Below are 21,179 nucleotides of genomic sequence, written 5' to 3'. Positions count from 1 at the left end.
CCCAACGCCACAGTGGGGCGCTCGGGGCCGGAGGGGGAGGCGGGTCATCGATCGTCCTCGAGGCGCTCGGCGCGGCGGAGCTGCCAGCGGGCGAGGAGGGCCATCGCGGGGTACGGGAGGACGGCGAGCATCAGCCAAGAGAGAGGGATGCCGACGAGGCGCACGGTGTCCAGGGCGGGGAAGAGCGCGAAGACGCCGGGAAGGCCGAGCAGCAGGGCGAACATCAGGACGAGGGCGGGGATGCCGCGGCGGCGCTGGGCGCGGTAGAGGGTGGTGGCGCGCTGGGTGTCGCCGACGGGGAGGCGGGACTGGCGCCAGCGGTGGCGGGAGCGGCGGCGGGCGTGGGCGAGCCGGGTTTGCGGGCTGGTGACGGCGACGCGGCGGATCTTGCTCATCGCGGGCCCGGCCGGGGGTGGGTGGCGGCTGCGCGGTTCATCGCGGGCCCGGTCCGAGCTGGCCGCGCTGGGCCGCCTCCAGCAGCCGGTCCCGCAAGTCCCGTGCGTGCCGTCGGCTCACCGGTACGTCGCCGGCCTCCGTGTGGGCCAGCAAGCCGCCCGCGCTGTCGCTGCGCAGCTCCAGCACCGCGCCCACCGCCAGCAGGAACCCGCGGTGCACCCGGCTGAACCCCGTTCCCTCCCAGTACTCCTCGAGCCGCGAAATCGGCATCCGCACCAGGTGCACGCCGCCGCGGGTGTGCAGGCGGACGTAGTCGCCGTGGGCCTCCACGAACAGGACGTCGTCGCGGCGGACGTACCTCGTGCGCCCGCCGGACTCCACCGGCAGCGCGGCCATCGCGTCGGGGGTCGAGCGGGAAGCCGGTGTCGCCATCCGCAGCACCTTCGCCAGCGCCGCCGAAAGGCGTTCCGCGCGGACCGGCTTCAACAGGTAGTCCACGGCTCCGATGCCGTACGCCGCCACCGCGTGGCCGTCGTGGGCCGTGACGAACACGATCACCGGGGGCTCGCTCAAGCGCGCCAGCAGGGAAGCCAGTTCCAAACCGTCGAGGCCCGGCATCGAGATGTCCAGGAACACCGCGTCGAACCGATCTGCCTGAAGCAGCTTCAACGCCTTCAGCGCGTCGCCCGCACCGACGACTTCGCCGACTTCGGGCGCCTCGCGCAGCATGCGGCAGAGCTCGTCCAACGCGGGCGGCAGGTCGTCGACGGCGAGTACGCGAAGCGACGTCACGGCAGCACCCCCGGCTGGAACCGCGGGACCCGCACGACCACGCGGGTGCCCGCGCCGACCTCGGTCTCCACGGTCAGCCCGTACCAGGCGCCGTAGACGTCCCTCAGCCGTCTGTCCACATTGGCCAGTCCGAGGCCGGCCGGGTCGTCGTCGCCGGTGCGGCCGGCGAGGAGGTCCGCCGCGCGCTTCGGGTCCATGCCCACGCCGTCGTCCTCGACGAAGATCACGCAGTCGTTCCCTTCCGCCTGGCCGTGCACCTGGACGAAGCCGGTGCCCGAGCGTGGCTCGATGCCGTGCCGGATCGCGTTCTCCACCAACGGTTCCAGCACCAGGTACGGCACGGCGACGGCGAGGATCTCCGGCGCCACCCGCACCTGGACGCGCAGCCGTTCGCCGAGCACCGCGCGCTGCAGCGCCAGGTACGTCTCGATCGCGCGGAACTCCTCCGCCACCACCGTGTACTCGCCGTGGCGCGCCAGGCTGTAGCGGGTGTAGTCGGCGAAGTCGAGCATGAGGTCGCGGGCGCGGTCGGGGTCCGAGCGCACCAGCGACGCGATCACCGTCAGCGCGTTGTAGACGAAGTGCGGGGACATCTCCGCCCGCAGCGCCCGCAGTTCGGCCTGCGCCGCCTGTTCCGCCGACGCCTCCAGCCGGCCGCGCTCCAGCGCCTGCACGACCAGGTCCGCCGCCTGGGCCGCGACCGCCTCGCGGACGTCGCCGACCACCAGCAGCGCCCCGGCCAGTTCGTCTCGGACGTGCAGCGGCAGCACCAGGACGTCCGGTGCGGAGCCGGGTTCCTCGGTGTGCAGCACGCCGTCGAGCACCGTCGCGACGACCGCGTCCGGCCCGGGCCGTCCCGACCAGAGCAGCGAACCGGACAGGTCGGTGAGGCCGAGCCCGGGGAAGCCGAACAGCCGGCGCAGGCCGTGCGCGGCGCGGCGCGCGCGGGTGCCGGAGAGGCCGTCGCGCAGGTCGTCGGTGATCCGGCGGGCGGCGGCGAGCACCGGCAGCGGTTCGGCGCGCGACGCCGGGCGCAGGTGCACGGTCATCGGGCCTCCCCTCGGCGGCGGTGTCCAGGGGAACAGATCCTACGGCTACCCCGGTTCCCCGCGATCGGCCAGCACCTGGGCGTGGCGGCGGAAGCGGCGCCAGGTCCGGTAGTCGTCGAGGCCGGTGACCTCGGCGGGTTCCGGCACTCGCACCAGCAGGCTCGCGTCGGCCGGGTAGGGCCGGTCGGGCAGCGAGATCCAGCCCGTCGTGCGGGTCTCCTTCACCGCCACCCGCACCGGCCGGAACGTCGTCGGGTCCAGCCCCTCGCTGTGCCGGACGACCTCCTCGAAGAACCACGCCGACGTGATCAGCCCGAGCACGCCGGGCGACGCCTTGAGCGCCTCCTTCAGCGGTGCCGCGTCCAGGAGCCGGAACGCGTGGTTGATCGCCGGCGCGGTGACGCCGTGGTCGTCGTAGGCCACCTCACCCGCGTGCAGCGCCATCCGGAGCCGGATCCGGGCACCGGCGTGGTGGTTCAGGTTGTGCCGGTGCAGCGCCACGGCGAGCGCGTTGGGCAAGAACTCGACGAAGAGCCGCTTCGGGATCTGCGGCGGGGCCAGGACGAAGACACCGTCGCCGCAGTCCTCGCTCCGGCAGGCCGTCCAGGGGACGCCCACGTCGTCGAACGCCCGGCACAGCGCGCGGTACAGCCCCTCGCGCAGCGCCAAGCGGTGTGGTGTGGTCCGGCACCGATCGCCGTAGCCCTCGACGTCCACGGCGAAGATCGTCCGGTGCACGGCCGATCGTTCGTAGTTCATCGCACCCTCCCTGCGATCATGCATGTGTAAATGCATGTGCAGATGAGTGTGACGGGCGGCACCCGTCCGTGAAACGGGCCGTGCGGTGAGCGGTTGCCCCGCCGCGGTGACCGGCGGTGACCGATCACCAGCGGTGAAACCGCTGGTCAATGCCCCTACGGGAGGTGCGCGCACCCCTCGCAGGGACCTGACGGACCGATCAGCAGGACTGCTTGTAGAAGTACTGGGAGTTGGCTTCCATGTCCGCCTTGGTGATCGAGTGCAGCTGCGCGGTCAGGTTCCGCGTCACCGGCTTGCCCTCGATCGCGGCGACAGCCTGGTCGACGCCCTGGGTGCCGATCGACGCCGGGTCCTGGGCGATGAGGGCCTGGTACTGGCCGCTCTTCAGGCCCTCGACCTCGGACGGGCTGGCGTCGAAGCCGATCAGGTTCACCGCGCCGACCTTGCCCGCGTTGCGCAGGCCGGTCGCCGCGCCCTCGCCGGTGTTGAGGTTGGTCGCGAAGACGCCGATCAGGTCCGGCGTCGACGACAGGGCCGCCGTCACCTTCGCCGCGGCCTGCTCCGGCTCGTTCTGGGTGAACTGGACGCCGATCGACTTCAGGTTCGGGGTGTTCTTCAGCTCGTCCTCGAAGCCCTTCGCGCGCGCCGCCGTCGTGGACGTGCCGGCGATCGTGTCGAGCACCAGCACCGAGCCGCTCTTGCCGTTCGCGAGCTTCGCCATCGTCTGGGCGGCCAGCTTGCCGCCCGCGGCGTTGTCGGACGAGACGGACGACGCGGCCACGCCGGTGTCCTTGAGCGCGGTGTCGACCTCGACGATCTTGCTGCCGCGGGCCTTGACCTGCTGGATCGGCGCGAGCATCGCCGTGTCGTCGGTCGGGGCGATGAGCAGCGCCGCCGGCGGGTTCGAGCCGAGGGCGTTGACCAGCTGGGTCTGCAGGGGAGCGTCGAACTTCTGCGGCGCCTGCGTGGTCAGCTCGTAGCCGAGCTTCTTCGCCTCGGCCTCCGCGCCGCACTGCAGCGAGATGTAGAACGGCTCCGCCTGCACGCCGGGGATCAGCGCCAGCTTCTTGCCCCCGACCGGCTGGGCCGAGTCACCGGACCCGGTCTGCCCGACCGTGCCGGACCCGCACGCGGTGAGCAGGGCCGCGGCGGAGACCACGGCACCCATGGCGGTGAGAGACTTGGTCAGCTTCATGCGTAAGCACCTCTTTGTACTCGGGGGGACTCAGCGGGAGTTGCGGCGACGGCGGCGGCGCTGGTCGAACCAGACCGCGGCGATCAGGACCCAGCTGACGATGAACATCTGCCAGAAGTCCTGGACGTGGATGATGGTGAAGCCCTTGCGCAGCACCGCGGGGATGAACACCCCGATCACCGTGCCGAGGATCGTGCCGACGCCGCCGAAGAGGCTCGTGCCGCCCATCACGACCGCGGCGATGGCGTTGAGGTTGTCGGTGGTGTGCCCGGAGATGGTGGTCGAGTTGTAGTAGGCCAGCGACAGGAACCCGGCGATCCCGGCCAGGACACCCGTGAGCGTGTAGACCTTCAGCAGGTGGGCGGTGACGCCGATGCCCACCCGGCGCGCGCCCTCGGCGTTGGAGCCGACCGCGAACGTGTACCGCCCGAACTTCGTCGTCCGCAGCAGCCACGCCCCGATCACGGTGATCACGATCGCCACGATCACCAGGTTCGGCACGATGCCGAAGGAGGTGCCGTAGCCGAGGGTCTGGGTGAGGGCGGCCGGCACCGTCCGCAGGTCCGAGCCGCCGTTGAGCAGGTAGGCGGTGGCCAGCGCCGCCCCCATGGTGCCGAGCGTGACGATCAGCGGCGGGAGCTTCGCCAGCGCGACGAGGGCGCCGTTGATCAGCCCCCAGATCGTGCCGGTGACCACGGCGACGACGAACCCGACGGCGATCACCCCCCAGCCCGCCTTCGACGCGTCGCCGCCGGAGAGCGCCTCCATCGTCTTGCCGCCGACCATGCCGGAGAGGATCAGCACCGAGCCGACCGAGAGGTCGATGCCCGAGGTGATGATCACGAAGGTCATGCCGACCGAAAGGATCAGCAGGACCGCGGATTCGATGAACAGCGTCTGGAAGGTGAACAGCGTCGGGAAGGTGTCCGGCGCGATCACGCTGAACAGCACGACCAGGCCCAGCAGGACCAGCCCGATCCAGAACGTGTTGGCCTCGACCAGGCGCTTGCCCAGCGGCCGCTTGCCGAAGCCCGCTTCGGGCGACTCCTGGATGTCCTTCGGGGGAGTGGACACGCTCACGCGGCTTCCTCCTGCACGAGTGCGCCGGTCATCGCGGCGACGAGGTCTTCGAGCTTCGTGTCCGCCCCGGTGAAGCGGGCGACGCGCTTGCCGAGCCGCAGCACCTCGACGCGGTCGGCGACCGACAGCACCTCGGGCATGTTGTGGCTGATCAGCACCACGGCGATGCCCTTGTCGCGCACCTTCTTGATGACGTCGAGGACCCGCTCGCGCTGCACGACGCCCAGCGCCGCGGTCGGCTCGTCCATGAACACGACCTTCGACGCCCACACGACCGAGCGCGCCACCGCGACGCTCTGGCGCTGCCCGCCCGACAGCGAGCCGATCGGGACGTCGGTGCTCTGCAGCGTCACGCCGAGGCGCTGGAACTCCTCGACGGCCCGCCGCCGCATCTCCGCCTTGTCGAGCATGCCGAGCTTGCCGAGGATGCCCTTGCGGTGGATTTCGCGGCCCAGGAACAGGTTCGCGGCCGGGTCGAGCTCGGGGGCGACGGCGAGGTCCTGGTAGACGGTCTCGATGCCCAGGCGCCGCGCGGTGGTCGGCGAGTCGAAGTGCGCTTCGGCGCCGTCGAGGAGGATCTTGCCCGACGTCGGCTGCTCCGCGCCGGAGAGGCACTTGACCAAGGTGGACTTGCCGGCGCCGTTGTCGCCGATCAGCGCGGTCACTTCGCCCGCGCGGGCCTGGAAGGACGCGCCGCGCAGAGCTTCTACGGAGCCGTAGTGCTTGGTCAGGCCGACCGCTTCCAGGAGGATTTCGCTCATCCGTTCCTCTCTTCCGGCGCCGGCGGGCGGCAGCGGATGGCCGTCGCCGTGCCGGACAGCTCGGTCTGGCCGGCGTCGAACGGCACGACGTAGGTGTCGCCCTTGGCCAGCGCGTACTCGCCGCCGTGCTCGGTGCGCAGGGTGCCTTCGCCGTCGAGCACGACCAGAACCGCGAAGGACGGGTCCAATGACAACGTTGTCGCCTTGTCGGTGCGCAGTTGCTCGGCTCGGAAGAACCGCTCCGAACCGGTGGCCAGCAGGTCGACCGTCGAACCGCTGTCGCCGGCGGTCCGCTTGATGATCGTGTCCAGCCGCCCGGTGTCCCAGCCCGAGGTGTCCAGCGCCTCGATCGCGGTGTCGAAGCCCAGGCCGAGGTGGCCCTTTTCGGGCGAGGCGAGGAAGTCCCGCCATTCGATGGTGAGCGAGAAGTCCGTCGGCTGCTGCAGTTCGACGACGAACACGCCTTCGCCGATGGCGTGCGGCAGGCCCGCCGGGATGTAGACGGTGTCGCCCGCGCTGACCGGCACGCTGTTCAGCGCGCCCAGCATCGACGGCACGTCCTGCTCGCGCGTCCACTCGGACACGGTGGCCTTCGACAGCGTCTCCTTGAACCCGGGGTAGACGCGCGGGTCGTCGCCGTAGGTCCCGACCACGATCCACGCTTCGGTCTTACCGAAGTGCGAGTCGAAGTGCCGCTTCGCGAACGTGTCGTCCGGGTGGAAGTGCACGGGCAGCCGCTGGCCCGCGTCGAGCAGCTTCACCAGCAGGCCGGTCGACGTCCCGAGCGCTTCGACGTGCTTGGCGCCGAGCCACGCCGGGGCGTCGCGCTCGACGGCGTCGCGCAGCCAGGCGCCGTCCGGGAGCCGGGTGAGGCCGTTGGTGTCCTGCCCGAACATGGTGCTCACCGACGCGACCCAGTCCTCCGGGCCGAACTTCTTGTCGGACGACGCCCCGCGCAGCGCCGCGATGGCGTCGCCACCGCGGTAGAACTGCGGTGGCTGGTTGGCCGGGAGGCGGATCGGTTCGAGGGTCACGGGGCGACCTCACCGGAACCACGGGCGACGAGATGCACGGGCAGGACTACCTTTCTGGGCGGGGACTGGTCTCCTTGGACGCGGGCGAAGAGCAGCTCGGCCGCGGCGTGGCCGAGCGCGCTCACGTCGTGCGCGATCACGGTGACCGGCGGGTCGAGCAGGTCCGCCAGCTCGAAGTCGTCGAAGCCGACCATCGCCGGCCGCTGCTCGGCGTGGGCCAGCGCGCGCAGCACGTGCACGGCGATCCGGTTGTTGCCCGCGATCACCGCGGTGGCCGCGTCCGGGCCGTGCAGCAGGCGCTTCACCACGTCGCCGATGTACTCCGGCGTCGGCGTGCGCATGGAGACGAGCGACTCGTCGTAGGAGATCCCGTTGCGGACGCAGCCTTCGCGGAAACCGCGCAGGCGCTCGGCCGCGGTGAAGATGTCCGGGCTGTCGCCGAGGAACGCGATCCGCCGGTGGCCGTGCTTCGCCAGGTGCGTGACGGCTTCGATGGTGCCGCCGAGGTTGTCGACCAGCACCGTGTCGGCGACGATGTCGCCGGCCGGGCGGTCGATGAACACCACCGGCGTGCCCGCGCGCATCTCCGGCACCAGGTAGCCGTGCTGCAGACCGGCCGGGACGACGAGGATGCCGTCCACCCGCCGCGCGCAGAACTCGAGGACGAGTTCGCGCTCGCGGTCGGAGTTCTCCTCGGACGAGCCGGTGAGCACCTGGCGCCCGAACGACGTCGCGATGCGCTCGACCGCGCGGTTCAGCTCGGAGTAGAAGGGGTTGCCGACGTCCTCGACGATCAGCCCGATGGTGCCGGTGGTCGACCCGCGGCGCAGGTTGCGCGCGCCCAGGTTGCGCCGGAACCCCAGCTGCTCGATGGCCGCCATGACCCGCTCGGCGGTGTCCGGGTGCACCGCCGGCTCGTCGTTGACCACGCGCGAGACGGTCTTGATGCTGACGCCCGCCAGCCGGGCCACGTCACTCATGGTGGCGCGCCTGCTCGCGGTGCGCGCGGCGCCGTCCCGGTCGCGGCCGGGTGGAGACAACGTTGTCATAGTGACCGGGATTGAACGCCACCCGCCCGTGGCTTGTCAACGCCTGCTGCGTGGATTGTGCCGATTCGGCTACCGACGTCGTAGGTCAGACGGCTGATCATGGTGTCCTTAAGTGGACAGGTCTTGACGAGAACCTTGACTGTCCGGTGGGCCGCTGCCCAAGGTGACCCGGTTCGACCGACTGCGCGACAAGGTTGTCATTTCGGTCGCGCTGACGACGTGAGAGGCGATGGCCATGGCGCGATTGCGCTTAAGAGCCGGTTTGACCTTTTTGACCTTGGCGGTGACGGCAGCGGTGGCTCCCGCTTTGCCCGCCGCGGCAGCCACGAGCACCGATTTCGCGAAGTGGGTCAACCCCTTCGTCGGCACCCGCCCCGGCGGCGCCGACCACGGCACCGGCGGCGGTGCCGGCAACACGTTCCCGGGCGCGGTGGCGCCGTTCGGCATGGTCCAGTGGAGCCCCGACACGGTGAAATCCCAGCCGGGCGGGTACTTCTACGACGACAACGCCCTCACCGGGTTCAGCCTGACGCACCTTTCGGGCGCGGGCTGTTCGACCTATGAGGACATCCCGTTCATCCCTTATGTCGGTGAAGTGACGACTTCCCCGGCGACCGACCCGTCCCACTACACCTCGAAGTTCTCGCACACCAACGAACACGCGACCGCGGGCGCCTACGACGTCACCCTCGACAGCGGCGCGAAGGTCGAGCTGAGCGCGACCCAGCGCACCGGCTCCGCGCGGCTGACCTACCCGGCGGGCGCGTCCTCGACGTTGCTGGTCAACACCTCCGGCTCGGTCAACGGCACCGACGACGCGTCGATCACCATCGGCAAGGACACCATCAGCGGCTGGGCCACGAGCGGCCGCTTCTGCGGCGCGCAGAACAGCTACCGCGTCTACTTCTCGGCCAAGTTCGACACGCCGTTCGCCTCGATCGGCACCTGGAAGAACGGCGCCGTGACGCCGGGCAAGGCCGCGGAAACCGGCGGTGCCAAGGCGAAGGTCGCGCAGCCCAACGGCGTGAACGCCTCGATCGCGCGCACCACCACCGCCAAGCAGCAGAACACCACCGTGTCCGGCCCGGGCAGCGGCGGGTACGTCACCTTCGCCAACCTCAACGGCGCCCAGGTGAACGTCCAGGTCGGACTGTCCTTCGTATCCGTGGACGGCGCCAAGGCCAACCTGAAGGCGGAGAACACCGGGAAGTCGTTCGACAAGGTGGCCGCCGGCGCGCGGAAGGCGTGGAACGACCAGCTCGGCAAGATCGCCGTCACCGGTGGCTCGGACGCCGACCTGACGACGTTCTACACCTCGCTGTACCACTCGCTGATCCAGCCGAACGTCTTCTCCGATGTGGACGGTCAGTACATCGGCTTCGACGGGCGGATCCACAAGGCCGACAAGGGCCACGCGATGTACACGAACTTCTCCGGCTGGGACATCTACCGCTCGGAGGTCCCCCTCCTGGCGACGATCGACCCGAAGGAGACGTCGGACATCGTCCGGTCGATGATGGCCTACGCCGAGCAGGGCGGCTCGTGGGACCGCTGGACGGTGGCCAACGACTACACCGGCGTCATGAACGGCGACCCGTACCACATCATCGTGTCCAGTGCGTACGCGTTCGGCGCGCGTGACTTCGACGCCCAGAAGGCGTTGCTGCTCATGATCAAGGGCGCCACCCAGCCGACGCAGGGCTACACCGAGCGGCCGGGCCTGGAGGACTACCAGAAGCTCGGGTACGTGCCGGGCGCCGGCGCGGACACGCTCGAATACACCAGCGCCGACTTCTCCATCGCCCAGTTCGCGAAGCGGCTCGGCGACAGCGCGACGTACACGACGTTCATGAAGCGCGCGCAGAACTGGCAGAACCTCTACAACCCCGGGACCGGCCACCTGCAGCCGCGCAACGCGGACGGCTCGTTCGCCGGCACCTACGACCCCGCCAGCTCTCAGGGCTGGGTCGAGGGCAACGGCGCGCAGTACGAGTGGATGGTGCCCTACGACCTCGGCGGCGTCGTGACGGCGTTCGGCGGGAACACCGCGACCCAGTCCCGGCTGGACACCTTCTTCACCGACTTGAACGCGGGTACGCAGGAGCCGTACGCCTTCATGGGCAACGAGCCGAACTCCAACGCGCCGTACGTGTATTCGTACGCGGGCGCCCCGGCCAAGACCCAGTCGATCGTGCACCGCTCGATGGACGAGCTGTACAACCCGCGTCCGGAAGGCCTGATCGGCAACGACGACCTCGGCCAGATGTCGGCCTGGTACGTCTGGTCCGCGCTCGGCATCTACCCGGAGATCCCGGGCCGCGCCGAGACGCTGCTGGTCACCCCGCGCTTCGAGCACGCCGTGCTCACGACCGGCGCGGGCAAGAAGGTCACCGTCAACGCGCCGGGCACCGGCGACTACGTGGGCAGCCTGAAGGTCAACGGCGGCACGGCCGCGAAGGCGTGGCTGCCGGAGGCACTGATCTCCGGTGGCGGCACGCTCGACTACACGCGGTCCGCCACGGCGACCGCGTGGGGCAGCGCGGCGGCCGACGCCCCGCCGTCGTTCCGCGAGCAGGAGAAGCCGAGCCTGTCCTTTGTGGACCCGGCCCGCGCGGTGACGCCCGCGGGGTCGACGTCGAAGGCGTCCGTGGGCGTCCAGGACCTCTCCGGCACCGCCCGGAGCTGGACCTACAGCGCGGGCAGCGTCGACGGGATCACGCTGACCCCGGCGGCGGGCAGCATCGCGGTCCCGGCCGGTGGCAAGGGGAAGGCCGATCTGACGGTTTCGGTGCCGGCGGGACTGGCCGACGGCGCCCGCCGCATCCCGGTGACGTTCTCGTCCCCGGGACTCGCGAGCACGCAGGCCGTGCTGACGGTGCTGGTGGCCCAGCCGAACAGCTGGCTCGCCACGGTGGACAACGCCGGCATCTCCCCGGATTCGAACTCGGGCGCGGCCAACTTCGACGGCGGCGGCTGGAGCTACTCGGCCGACGCGCTGGCCGCGGCCGGCGCCACCCCGGGCGGCACGGTGACCAGTGACGGCATCAAGTTCACCTGGCCGTCCTTCCCGGTGGGCGACCCGGACAACGTGGTGGCCGGCGGCCAGAAGGTGAACGTGACCGGTTCCGGGCGGCTCGCGCTGCTCGGCTCGGCGTCCAACGGCAACGCGTCCGGCACGCTGACGGTGACCTACACCGACGGCACCACCTCCACCGCGACCATCGGGTTCTCCGACTGGACCCTCGGTGGCGGCGGCGCGCAGCCGGCGTTCGGCAACCGGATCGTGCTGTCCACGCCGTACCGCAACGCTTCGGGCAGCGACCCGCAGCAGATCCGCACGATGGTGTTCGGCACCAACCCGATCACCCTCGACGCGGGCAAGACCGTGGCGAGCGTGACGCTGCCTTCGAACGTGAGCGGCGGCGCCCTGCACGTGTTCGCCATCGGCATCGGCGCGTAGTGATCCCCCTGTGAAAGGCCGCCCGCCTCGCGCGGGCGGCCTTTCCTGGCATCGAGAGGAAAGCTCAGTGAAGAGCAAGGTCCTGGCGGGCGCGTTGACGCTCGCCGTGGTGGCGACGGGGGTGAGTCCCGCGGTCGCTTCGGCGTCCGGTGGGGACGCTCTCGACGCCGTGAACACGTTCATCGGCACGCAGGACGAGGGGAACACCTTCCCGGGTGCCTCGGCGCCGTTCGGGATGACGCAGGTCAGCCCGATCACCTCGCACTACGCCGGCTACCGCTACACCGACACCGCGATCCGCGGGTTCGGGCACTTCTTCCTGTCCGGCGCGGGCTGCTGGGAGCAGGGCGGCCTCGTCTCGACGCTGCCGACCACCGGCGAAGTCGGTCCCGGCAAGGCGTTCGACACGAGTGCGCCCGAAACATTCGACCAGAAGCAGTACGCGGCGCCGTTCACCCACGACGGTGAGGTCGGCAAGCCCGGCTACTACAAGGTCCACCTGACCGGCTACGGCGGCGTCGACGTCGAGACGACGGCGGCCACCCGCGCCGGCGTCGAACGCTACACGTTCGCGAAGCCCGGTGATGCCAACGTCTTCGTCAACGTGGGGCAGGCCAACGACAAGGAGCCGGTGACGGGCAGCAGCATCCGCGTCGTCGACGACCGGACCGTCGAAGGAACCGTGGAGTCGCAGGCCTTCTGCGGCGGCAAGGCCTACACGACCTACTTCACGACGAAGTTCGACAAGCCCTTCAAGTCCTCGGGCACGTGGTCGCCGACCGGCGGCACGCCGGGCTCCCGCTCCTCCGCGGGCGGGGCCGGCCTGCGCGGCGCGTGGCTGACGTTCGCGGGCGGCGGCCAGGTCACCGCCACCACCGCCACCTCCCAGGTGGACGCCCGAGGCGCGCGGGTCAACCTGGCGTCGGAGCGCATCCGGTCGTTCGACGCGGCCAAGGCCGACGTCCAGCGCACCTGGCGGCACGAGCTGTCCACTGTGGACATCAAGGGCGGCGCGACCGACGACCGCACGGTGTTCTACACCTCGCTCTACCACGCCTTGCTGCAGCCGCTGACGGCCAACGACGCCGACGGCCGCTACTACGGCTTCGACAAGAAAGTCCACCGCGCGGTCGGCTGGACCTACTACGACTTCTTCTCGCTGTGGGACACCTACCGCTCCCAGAACCAGCTCCTCGCGCTGCTGCGGCCGAGCCGGGCGAAGGACATCGCCAAGAGCATCCTCGCCATCCACGACCAGGGCGGCTGGCTGCCGCGGTGGGCGTACGCGAGCCAGGAGACGAACACGATGACCGGCGATCCGGTCACGCCGTTCCTGGTCGACCTCTGGCGCTTCGGGGCGCTCTCGGGCGAGGAAGCGCGCGCCTACCAGGCGTTGCTGCAGAACTCGACGCAGATCCCGCCCGCGTCGTCGCCGTTCCAGGGCCGCTCGGGCAACGCGAGCTACCAGGCCGACGGCTTCGTGCAGTACGACCCGGACTTCCCGAAGAAGGGCCAGGACACCGACCCGAACCACGGCGCGTCGGCGACGCTGGAGTACGCGCTCGGTGACTGTTCGCTGTCGGTCATGGCGGCCGCGCTCGGCAAGAAGGACGACGCCGCCGCGCTGGCCGCGAAGGGCCGGACCTACCGGACGCTGTGGGACGAAACGCAGGCCGACCGCGGCTTCACCGGCTTCTTCCGGCCGAAGGTGGCCGGTGGTGCCTGGTTCAGCCCGGCCGACAAGCCGTACAGCCCGCAGAGCCAGGACGGCTTCCACGAGGGCACGGCCTGGCAGTACCAGTGGCTGGTCCAGCAGGACGTCCCCGGCCTGGAGCAGCGGATGGGCGGTCCGGCGGCCACCGGGAAGCGCCTCGACGACTTCTTCGCCTACGACGAACTGGTGAAGAACCCGGCGACCGCGGTGCGCGAGAACTGGGTCGTCGGCCCGTACGACTACTACGACCAGTTCCGCTACAACCCGAACAACGAGCCGGACCTGCACTCGCCGTGGATGTACGCGCTCACCGGGCAGCCGGCGAAGACGTCGACGGTCGTGCGGGCCGCGCACACGCTGTTCACGAACGCGCCCAACGGTGTCACCGGGAACGACGACCTCGGCACCATGTCGGCCTGGTACGTCTTCAGCGCCCTCGGTCTCTACCCTGCCGTCCCAGGGACTGGGAACTTCGTGCTCAACGCGCCGCGGTTCGCCAAGTCCGTGCTGCACCTGGAGAACGGGCGCGACATCACGATCAAGGCCCCCGGCGCGGACGGCGCGAAGCTGCAGTACGTCGCGGGGCTGAAGGTCGGTTCGAAGCCGAGCGACAAGGTGTACGTCGGCTTCGGCCAACTCGAGCGCGGCGCGACGCTGGACTTCTCCCTGACTGCTGACGTCGCGAAGGCGACGTGGGGGACTTCGCCGTCCGCAGCACCGGTTTCCCCGTGTTCTGACTAGACAGCGGCGCTCACGGACGTGGTCTTGACCACAATGGACCACGTTCGTGAGCATCGTCACGGGACCCGGTGTTCCGGTGAGGGCCGTCACGCCTCACACTGGTATCAGCACGTCCGACGACGCCGTTGACGTACAAGGCAAGTCCGCCTTGGACGGTGTGTCGGGCGTTTTTTTGTGAACACAGCTCGTGTGCAGTGACCAACGTGGTGAGACCCCACAGGAGGAAGACGTGTCCAGCAAGGCCGCTCTAGTATTCCGCGTGGCCGCAGTAGCCGAAGCCCTTTCCTGGGCGGCGCTGCTTGTCGGGATGTTCCTCAAGTACGTCGTCCACTCCTCCGGCGAGGGCGGCGTGCCCGTCATCGGCATGGTGCACGGCGTGATCTTCGTCCTCTACGTGGTCGTCTCCCTGTCCGTGGCGAAGCCGCTCGGCTGGCGCCCGAAGACGCTGGTCCTCGCCCTGCTCGCGAGTATCCCGCCGCTGTTCACGTGGCTGTTCGAGAAGTGGGCGCTGCGCAACGGCAAGCTCGACGGCCCGCAGCGGCTGTCCCACGGCGGTGTCGGCCTGTTCCAGGTGCGCGAACCCGTCGCCGTCTGATCCCAAGACGTGAGAAAGGCCCGCACCGCCCGGTGCGGGCCTTTTTCGTCATTCCGTGAAGTCGCCGGCCGCCCGGCGCACCTTCGTCAGCAGGTCGGTCAGCTGCTCGGTCTGCCGCTCGGTGAGCCCGGACAGTCCGAAGTCGATGGTCGTCACGGCCTCGGTCGCGGTCTCGCGGCGCTTGCAGCCTTCGTCGGTGATCTCGACGAGCGTGGTGCGGCGGTCCGTCGGGTGCGGGACGCGTTTGACGAGCCCGTCGCGCTCCAGCCGGTCGACTATGTTGGTGACACTGGTGGGGTGCAGCTGGAGCCGCTCGCCCATCACCCGCATCGGCAGGCTGTCGCTGCGGGCGAAGGTGAGCAGCACCAGTGCTTCGTACCGGGCGAAGGTCAGGCCGTGCGGCTTGAGCGCGCCGTCCACCGCGGACTGGATGATCTGCTGGACCCGCATCACCCCGGTCACCGCGGCCATGGTCCCGGAGGGGCCGATCCGGTCCTCCCAGAGCGCGGCCGCGCGGGCGATCGGGTCGAACGGCAGCGGACGGTTCATGACACGCGAAGTTACCAGCGGGTACCGGCGCGTGTCGCCCGACCGGCGGAAAGAGCACCGAAGAAGGGACTTCCGACCATGATCGTCGCGTTCAGCGTGAGCCCGTCCGGCGGGGAGCCCGACGGCGGGGTGAGCGAAGCCGTCGCCAAGGCCGTCAAGGTGGTCCGCGACTCCGGGCTGCCCAACTCGACCAACGCGATGTTCACGAACATCGAGGGCGAGTGGGACGAGGTGATGGACGTCGTCAAGCGCGCGGTCGAGGCCGCGGGCGAAGGCTCGGCGCGCGTCGGGCTGGTCCTCAAGGCGGACATCCGGCCGGGCTTCGAGGGCCAGCTGGAAGCCAAGGTGGACCGGATCGAAGCGCACCTCCGCGACGCGGACTAGGGGAGTGGCGGGGTGAAGGCGACCGTCCAGCGGCCGTCTTCGCTCGTCACCGTCAGCGGGTAGCTGAACGGCTGCCCGTCTCCGAGCGTGCCCGTCACCGTGGCGCGCGAGGGCGCGGCGGCGTCCGGCCCCAGCGCCACCCGCACGTCGTGGGCGCCGTGGTCGGCGAGCACCGCGACGTAGTCCTTCGCGAAGTCGCCGCCGCCGGAGCCGGGGTAGTCGAGCAGGCCGCCCAGCGCGTCCGCGTCGTGCCCGGAAAGCGCCGTGGCCAGGCGATCGCGCAGCTCGGCCGGGGAGGCGGCGCCCGGGTCCGGCTCGTGCACGATGAGCAGCGTCACCGCGCCGATCCACGCGACGGCGGCGGCGATCGACAGCCCCACCTTCACGTCACGCCGGATGTGCACCGGCCGAGCCTGCCCCAGCGGGGGCCGTCCTGCCAAGCGGACCGGCCGGGGCACCCGGTGAAACTCCTCCGGCGCGCGTGCCAGGATGGAGGGCGTGACACAGCCACGCGGATCTGCAGCGAAGTCAGCGGCCTTGTCGGCCGCCCTCTCCGGCGCGGTCGACCTGTCCGCGCTCAAGGCCCGCGCCGACTCGGCGCAGCGCCAGCCGGCCCCGCAGGCCGGCCCGCCCGGCGGCGACGGGCCGCCGCCGCCCGTCTCGACCGACGCCGTGATCGATGTCACCGAGGCGACCTTCCAGACCGAGGTCGTCGAGCGGTCCCTGCGCCAGCTGGTGATCGTCGACCTGTGGGCCGAGTGGTGCGGCCCGTGCAAGCAGCTGTCCCCGGTGCTGGAGCGGCTCGCCGCCGAATCCGCCGGCGCGTGGGTCGTGGCGAAGGTCGACGTCGACGCCAACCCGCGCATCGCGCAGCTGTTCGGCGCCCAGTCCATCCCGACGATCGTCGCCATCGGCGGCGGCCAGCCGGTCGACGCGTTCTCCGGCGCGCTGCCCGAGCCGGAGATCCGCAAGTGGATCAACGCGCTCCTGGACGCCCTGCGCGACAAGCTCCCGTCGATCCGCGAGGCGGAGGCCAACGGCGGCGGCCCGGTCGAGGAGCCCGAGGACCCGCGCTTCACCGAAGCGGAAGAGGCCTTCGAGCGCGGCGACTTCGCCGCGGCCCAGGCGGCGTACGAGCGTATCCTCGACGTCGAGCCGGCCAACGAGCTGGCGAAGAACGCCCTGGCCCAGGTCAAGTTCACCGCCCGCGCGGAGAGCGCGGACCCGGAGGCCCTCGCCAAGGCCGACGCCGACCCGACCGACCTGACGGCCCAGCTCGACGCGGCCGACCTGGAGATCGCGGCGAACGACGTCGAGGCGGGCTTCAAGCGCCTCATCGACGCGGTCCGCCGCACGGCGGGGGAGGACCGCAACCGGGTCCGCGAGCACTTGGTGGCGTTGTTCGACCTCTTCGACCCGGCCGACGACCGCGTGATGAAGGCCCGCCGCGACCTGGCGAGCGCCCTCTTCTGAGAACTCACGAAAGAGGCCCCCACCGCGCGGTGGGGGCCTCTTTCACGCTTCCGCTCAGCCGTACTGCTTCGAGCAGACCGACGAGCCCTCGAGATAACCCTTCCGGAGCGACTCGACCCGGTCGAAACCACTGTCCGGGCGTTTCCCGTTCACGTCCGCCGACACCAGGCTCTCCGGCTGCAGCAGATCCGCGATGGCCTCATCGAGGTCACCAGCCGACAGCCGCAGGTCGCCCGGCCGGTTCGTGAACGCCGCCCACGCGCCGACCAGGCACGCCGTGCGCAGGCCCGCGTTCGCGTTGTCGATCGACGCGCCGACGCCCTTCTGGATACCGAGCGCGTACCGCGAAGCGACCTCCGAGAACGCCGCGAAGTCGCCCATGCCGCCCGGGTCCTCGCCCTTCATCTCGGCCTCGCGGTCGATCGGCTGGGCCAGCTGCGACAGCTTCGCCAGGTCGATGCTCACCGTGTTGTCGCCCGGGCAGTACGACGCCGGCGGGGTGGTCTGGCAGCTGCCGCCGTCGGTGATCTCCGGGCCGGCGACGCCGGCGCCCTTGAAGGCCTCGTCGAGGCTCTTCTTCAGCAGCTCGACGGCCTGGTCGGTGAACTTCGCGTCGCCCTTGCCGGTGTCGCCCTTGTCGAACGGGCGCTCGGTGAGCCGGGCCTTCACGTTGTCGGCGTTCATCGCCGCGCACTCCTTCGGGCCCTTCTCGAACCCGGCCTGGAACGCGTACGTGCGGTCGAACGCCGTGCCGTGCGCGCCCTTGTCGGCGGCGCTGGTGCCCGCCTGGTCGCGGATCAGGAACATCGACGCCATCACCTGGTTCAGGCCCTCGGACGTCGACACCCGGTAGAACTTGCTCTTGTCCTCGGCGACCCAGCGGAAGTAGCCGCCGGCGAAGCAGTCGGCCTGCTGTTCCTTGACCACGGTCGGGGTGCTCTTGGTGATCCCGGCCTTGTCGCCGAGCCGGTACTGGACGGCGTGGCCGAACTCGTGCGCGAGCACGACGACCACCGACATCGGGCCGAACCGCTGGCGCAGCATCGGCAGCAGCACGCCGCGGTCCCACGCCACCGAGTCGTCGACCGGGCAGTAGAACGCGTTCACGAGCTTCTTCACGCTGCCGCAGCCGGTCTTCTCGGTGTCGGTCTGCGCGTCGTAGGACAGCAGCGACTTCACCGGCTCGAACTGCTGCCCGAAGTCGGCCTTCAGGTGCTCGCCCCAGTACGTCTGGACGTCGGCGATGGCGGCCGTGGCGAGCTTGTCGTCCTCGCCGCCGTCAGCGTTGCGGACGTCGAGATCCGGCGACGGCGCGTCCGGCTTGAGGCCGCTCTCGAAGTGCGTCACCGGCAGCCCGGACACCGAACCGGCGCCGTTGTCCCGGACCGGACCGCTCCCCGAACCGCCCTTGTCGTTGCACCCGCTCACGGCCACGGCCGCGACGGCGAGCAACGCGACCAGCGCGCGCCGTCCTCCCCCATGGATCATCTGTTCACTCGCTCTCGTACCCACCCGGACCCGACGGGCAGGACCATACCCAGGGCTTACGCGGAGCGTGCACGTTATCCCCGAACTACTGCCTGCGCACGACGGGCCGCGGCCCGATATCGTCGCTTCCCATGCGTGCAGTCCGCCGGTTCACCGTCCGCGCCAGTCTCCCGGAGTCCCTGTCCGGCCTCGGCGCGCTGGCCACCAACCTGCGCTGGACCTGGCACCCGCCCACGCGTGACCTGTTCGCGTCGATGGACGCCGAGCTGTTCAACGCCGTGCGCGACCCGCTGCGGATGCTCACCGCGCTGCCGCCGGCCCGGCTCGACGAGCTGGCCGTCGACGACGGCTTCCTCGCGCGCGCCCGCGCCGCGGCCGAGGACCTGCAGCGGTACCTCGACGAGCCGCGCTGGTACCAGCAGCGCGGCGACGCGGACCTGCCGCCCGCGGTCGCTTACTTCTCGATGGAGTTCGGCGTCACCGAAGCCCTGCCGAACTACTCCGGCGGCCTCGGCGTGCTGGCCGGCGACCACCTCAAGGCTGCCTCCGACCTGGGCGTGCCGATGGTCGGCGTCGGGCTGCTCTACCGCAACGGCTACTTCCGGCAGTCGCTCTCGCTGGACGGCTGGCAGGTCGAGCACTACCCGGTGATCGACCCGAACGCGTTCCCCCTGGAGCTGCTGACCGCGGGCGGGCGGCCGGTGCTGATCGGCGTCGCGATGCCGGGCGGGCGCGAGCTGTGCGCCCAGATCTGGCAGGCCCGCGTCGGGCGCGTGCCGCTGCTGCTGCTCGACACCGACGTCGAGGCCAACGACGAAGACCTGCGCGGCGTCACCGACCGCCTCTACGGCGGCGACGCCGACCACCGGCTGCGGCAGGAGATCCTGGCCGGCATCGGCGGGTTCCGCGCGGTGCGCAAGTACTGCGAGCTGACCGGCCACCCGCAGCCGATGGTGTTCCACACGAACGAAGGCCACGCGGGTTTCCTGGGGCTGGAGCGCGCCCGCGAGATCGTGCAGGCCGACGGCCTCGCGTTCGACGAAGCCATGCCCGCTGTCCGCGCCGGGACGCTGTTCACCACGCACACCCCGGTCAGCGCGGGCATCGACCGGTTCCCGGTGGACCTGGTGCAGCGTTACTTCAACGACGGCAGGCTGGTGCCGGACATCGACCCGAGACGGGTGCTCGCGCTCGGCGCCGAGGACAACCCCGGCCTGTTCAACATGGCGCACATGGGCCTGCGGCTGGCGCAGCGCGCGAACGGTGTCTCCCAGCTGCACGGGCGCGTCACGCGGCGGATGTTCTCCCGGCTGTGGCCCGGCTTCGACCACGACGAGGTGCCGATTTCGTCGGTGACCAACGGCGTCCACGGCCCGACGTGGGTGGCGCGCGAGCTGAGCACGCTGCTCGGCCGCGAGTGGGGTCTCGACGTCGGCGAAGGGCCGTTGCGCGACGGCGTCTCGGACGCCCAGCTGTGGGGGCTGCGGCGCGAGCTGCGCGAGAAGCTCGTGCACGAGGTCCGGCGCCGGGTGCGCGCGGCGTGGCTGCAGCGCGGCGCGTCCCCGCTGGAGCTGGGCTGGGTGGACTCGGTCTTCGACCCGGACGTGCTGACGGTCGGGTTCGCCCGCCGCGTCCCGACGTACAAGCGGCTGACGCTGATGCTGCGCGACCCCGAGCGCCTGCGCACGCTGCTGCTCAACGAGGAGCGGCCGCTGCAGGTCGTCGTGGCCGGCAAGTCGCACCCGGCCGACGAGAACGGCAAGCAGCTGATCCAGCAGATCGTCCGCTTCGTCGACGGCGCGGACGTCCGGCACCGGATCGTCTTCCTGCCGGACTACGACATGTCGATGGCGCGCTACCTCTACCGCGGCTGCGACGTCTGGCTGAACAACCCGGTGCGCCCCCTGGAGGCGTGCGGGACGTCGGGCATGAAGTCGGCGCTGAACGGCGGCCTCAACCTGTCGATCCGCGACGGCTGGTGGGACGAGTGCTACGACGGCAGCAACGGCTGGGCGATCCCGACCGCGGACGGCGTCACCGACCCCCTGCGCCGCGACGACCTCGAGGCGGCGGCGCTGTACGAGCTGCTCGGCCAGCAGATCGCCCCGCTGTTCTACGACCGCTCGGCCGACGGCGTCCCGACCGGCTGGCTGTCGATGGTGTGGCACACGCTGGAGACGCTCGGCCCGCGCGTCCAGGCGTCCAGGATGGTCCGCGAGTACGTGGACAACGGCTACCTCCCGGCTTCCCGCATGGTGGCCGAGGCAACGGGCGACGGCTACCGCGGCGCGCTGTCCCTGGCGGACTACCGCACGAAGCTCGAGGTCTCCTGGCCCCGCCTGCGCATCTTCGACTCGGAACTGCTGGTGGAGCAGACCGAGCCGCTGGTGGTCGGCACGGAGGTGACGATCCGCGCCCGCATCGACCTGGCCGGCCTGAACCCGTCCGAAGTGGACATCCAAGCGGTGGTCGGCCAGGTGGCCGACGACGACGAACTCCGCGACGCGGTGACGGTCCCGATGACGGAGGACGGCATCGGCGCGTTCGCGGCCCGCTTGAAGCTGCCGAGGCCGGGGTCGATCGGGTACACCGTGCGGGTGCTGCCGAAGCACGGGTTGCTGGCGACGCCGGCGGAACTGGCGCGGGTCGTGCTGGCCTGA

At 70.8% G+C, this 21,179-nt stretch carries 18 protein-coding genes; 6 read left to right on the top strand and 12 right to left on the bottom strand.

The genetic code is table 11. The features are described 5' to 3' along the window. Positions 1–44 precede the first annotated feature (44 nt). From AB0B33_RS22045 to AB0B33_RS22005, 9 genes are all read right to left on the bottom strand, one after another. Positions 45–395 carry a hypothetical protein gene (locus AB0B33_RS22045; RefSeq protein ID WP_360774659.1) on the bottom strand — a complete coding sequence of 117 codons (351 nt, stop codon included), beginning with the start codon at positions 393–395 and terminating at the stop codon, positions 45–47. A 37-nt stretch (positions 396–432) separates the two neighbouring features. After that, complete coding sequence (locus AB0B33_RS22040; protein ID WP_360774657.1) at positions 433–1,188, bottom strand: LytTR family DNA-binding domain-containing protein; 756 nt, start codon at positions 1,186–1,188, stop codon at positions 433–435. Next, entirely contained in the window at positions 1,185–2,237 is a 1,053-nt protein-coding gene (locus tag AB0B33_RS22035) for a histidine kinase (RefSeq protein WP_360774655.1), read from the bottom strand. The genes AB0B33_RS22040 and AB0B33_RS22035 overlap by 4 nt, the downstream gene beginning before the upstream one ends. Positions 2,238–2,282: 45 nt before the next feature. Further along, positions 2,283–2,996, bottom strand: a complete 714-nt coding sequence (locus tag AB0B33_RS22030) for a hypothetical protein (RefSeq protein WP_360774651.1) — start codon at positions 2,994–2,996, stop codon at positions 2,283–2,285. A 199-nt stretch (positions 2,997–3,195) separates the two neighbouring features. Then, the gene (locus AB0B33_RS22025) at positions 3,196–4,191 is read right to left on the bottom strand and encodes an ABC transporter substrate-binding protein (protein WP_247013702.1); all 996 of its coding nucleotides are present in this window, start codon (positions 4,189–4,191) and stop codon (positions 3,196–3,198) included. Positions 4,192–4,221: 30 nt separating this feature from the next. After that, positions 4,222–5,271 (bottom strand): ABC transporter permease, encoded by a 1,050-nt coding sequence (locus AB0B33_RS22020; protein WP_360774647.1) that lies wholly within the window; start codon positions 5,269–5,271, stop codon positions 4,222–4,224. Continuing rightward, on the bottom strand, positions 5,268–6,032 hold the full coding sequence (locus AB0B33_RS22015; RefSeq protein WP_360774644.1) for an ATP-binding cassette domain-containing protein: 765 nt from the start codon (positions 6,030–6,032) through the stop codon (positions 5,268–5,270). Before AB0B33_RS22015 ends, AB0B33_RS22020 begins: the two co-directional genes overlap by 4 nt. Beyond that, positions 6,029–7,066, bottom strand: a complete 1,038-nt coding sequence (locus AB0B33_RS22010) for a mannose-6-phosphate isomerase (RefSeq protein WP_360774641.1) — start codon at positions 7,064–7,066, stop codon at positions 6,029–6,031. Before AB0B33_RS22010 ends, AB0B33_RS22015 begins: the two co-directional genes overlap by 4 nt. After that, on the bottom strand, positions 7,063–8,046 hold the full coding sequence (locus tag AB0B33_RS22005) for a LacI family DNA-binding transcriptional regulator (RefSeq protein ID WP_247013694.1): 984 nt from the start codon (positions 8,044–8,046) through the stop codon (positions 7,063–7,065). Before AB0B33_RS22005 ends, AB0B33_RS22010 begins: the two co-directional genes overlap by 4 nt. Before the next feature lie 304 nt (positions 8,047–8,350). Here AB0B33_RS22005 and AB0B33_RS22000 point away from each other — a divergent pair, with 304 nt between their 5' ends. The 3 genes from AB0B33_RS22000 to AB0B33_RS21990 all read left to right on the top strand — a co-directional run bounded on the left by AB0B33_RS22000 (position 8,351) and on the right by AB0B33_RS21990 (position 14,625). Continuing rightward, positions 8,351–11,575, top strand: a complete 3,225-nt coding sequence (locus tag AB0B33_RS22000; RefSeq protein WP_360774638.1) for a GH92 family glycosyl hydrolase — start codon at positions 8,351–8,353, stop codon at positions 11,573–11,575. A gap of 67 nt (positions 11,576–11,642) precedes the next feature. Further along, complete coding sequence (locus AB0B33_RS21995) at positions 11,643–14,030, top strand: GH92 family glycosyl hydrolase (RefSeq protein WP_360774635.1); 2,388 nt, start codon at positions 11,643–11,645, stop codon at positions 14,028–14,030. Positions 14,031–14,259: 229 nt separating this feature from the next. Then, a complete protein-coding gene (locus tag AB0B33_RS21990; protein ID WP_284743138.1) occupies positions 14,260–14,625 on the top strand; it encodes a DUF3817 domain-containing protein in 366 nt (121 codons plus the stop codon). Positions 14,626–14,673: 48 nt separating this feature from the next. On the opposite strand, the gene AB0B33_RS21985 is transcribed toward AB0B33_RS21990, so the two are convergent. Next, positions 14,674–15,174, bottom strand: a complete 501-nt coding sequence (locus tag AB0B33_RS21985; protein ID WP_360774632.1) for a MarR family transcriptional regulator — start codon at positions 15,172–15,174, stop codon at positions 14,674–14,676. A gap of 78 nt (positions 15,175–15,252) precedes the next feature. On the opposite strand from AB0B33_RS21985, the gene AB0B33_RS21980 reads away from it, so the two are divergent. Then, positions 15,253–15,558: a thiamine-binding protein gene (locus AB0B33_RS21980; RefSeq protein ID WP_247013686.1), complete on the top strand. Its 306-nt coding sequence runs from the start codon at positions 15,253–15,255 to the stop codon at positions 15,556–15,558. Here AB0B33_RS21980 and AB0B33_RS21975 read toward each other — a convergent pair. Continuing rightward, positions 15,555–15,962 carry a hypothetical protein gene (locus tag AB0B33_RS21975; RefSeq protein WP_247013684.1) on the bottom strand — a complete coding sequence of 136 codons (408 nt, stop codon included), beginning with the start codon at positions 15,960–15,962 and terminating at the stop codon, positions 15,555–15,557. The genes AB0B33_RS21980 and AB0B33_RS21975 overlap by 4 nt on opposite strands. Before the next feature lie 94 nt (positions 15,963–16,056). Between AB0B33_RS21975 and AB0B33_RS21970 the strand changes: the two genes are divergently transcribed. Further along, complete coding sequence (locus AB0B33_RS21970; RefSeq protein ID WP_247013682.1) at positions 16,057–17,031, top strand: tetratricopeptide repeat protein; 975 nt, start codon at positions 16,057–16,059, stop codon at positions 17,029–17,031. Between the two features lie 54 nt (positions 17,032–17,085). On the opposite strand, the gene AB0B33_RS21965 is transcribed toward AB0B33_RS21970, so the two are convergent. After that, on the bottom strand, positions 17,086–18,519 hold the full coding sequence (locus tag AB0B33_RS21965) for a neutral zinc metallopeptidase (protein WP_247013680.1): 1,434 nt from the start codon (positions 18,517–18,519) through the stop codon (positions 17,086–17,088). Between the two features lie 131 nt (positions 18,520–18,650). On the opposite strand from AB0B33_RS21965, the gene glgP reads away from it, so the two are divergent. Further along, the gene (glgP, locus tag AB0B33_RS21960; protein WP_247013678.1) at positions 18,651–21,179 is read left to right on the top strand and encodes an alpha-glucan family phosphorylase; all 2,529 of its coding nucleotides are present in this window, start codon (positions 18,651–18,653) and stop codon (positions 21,177–21,179) included.

This window comes from Amycolatopsis sp. NPDC049159 (assembly GCF_040648295.1).
Taxonomy (GTDB): Bacteria; Actinomycetota; Actinomycetes; order Mycobacteriales; family Pseudonocardiaceae; genus Amycolatopsis; species Amycolatopsis pretoriensis_A.
The sequence above is the reverse complement of the archived record's forward strand: the minus strand, read 5'-3'. Positions and strand labels throughout refer to the sequence as shown.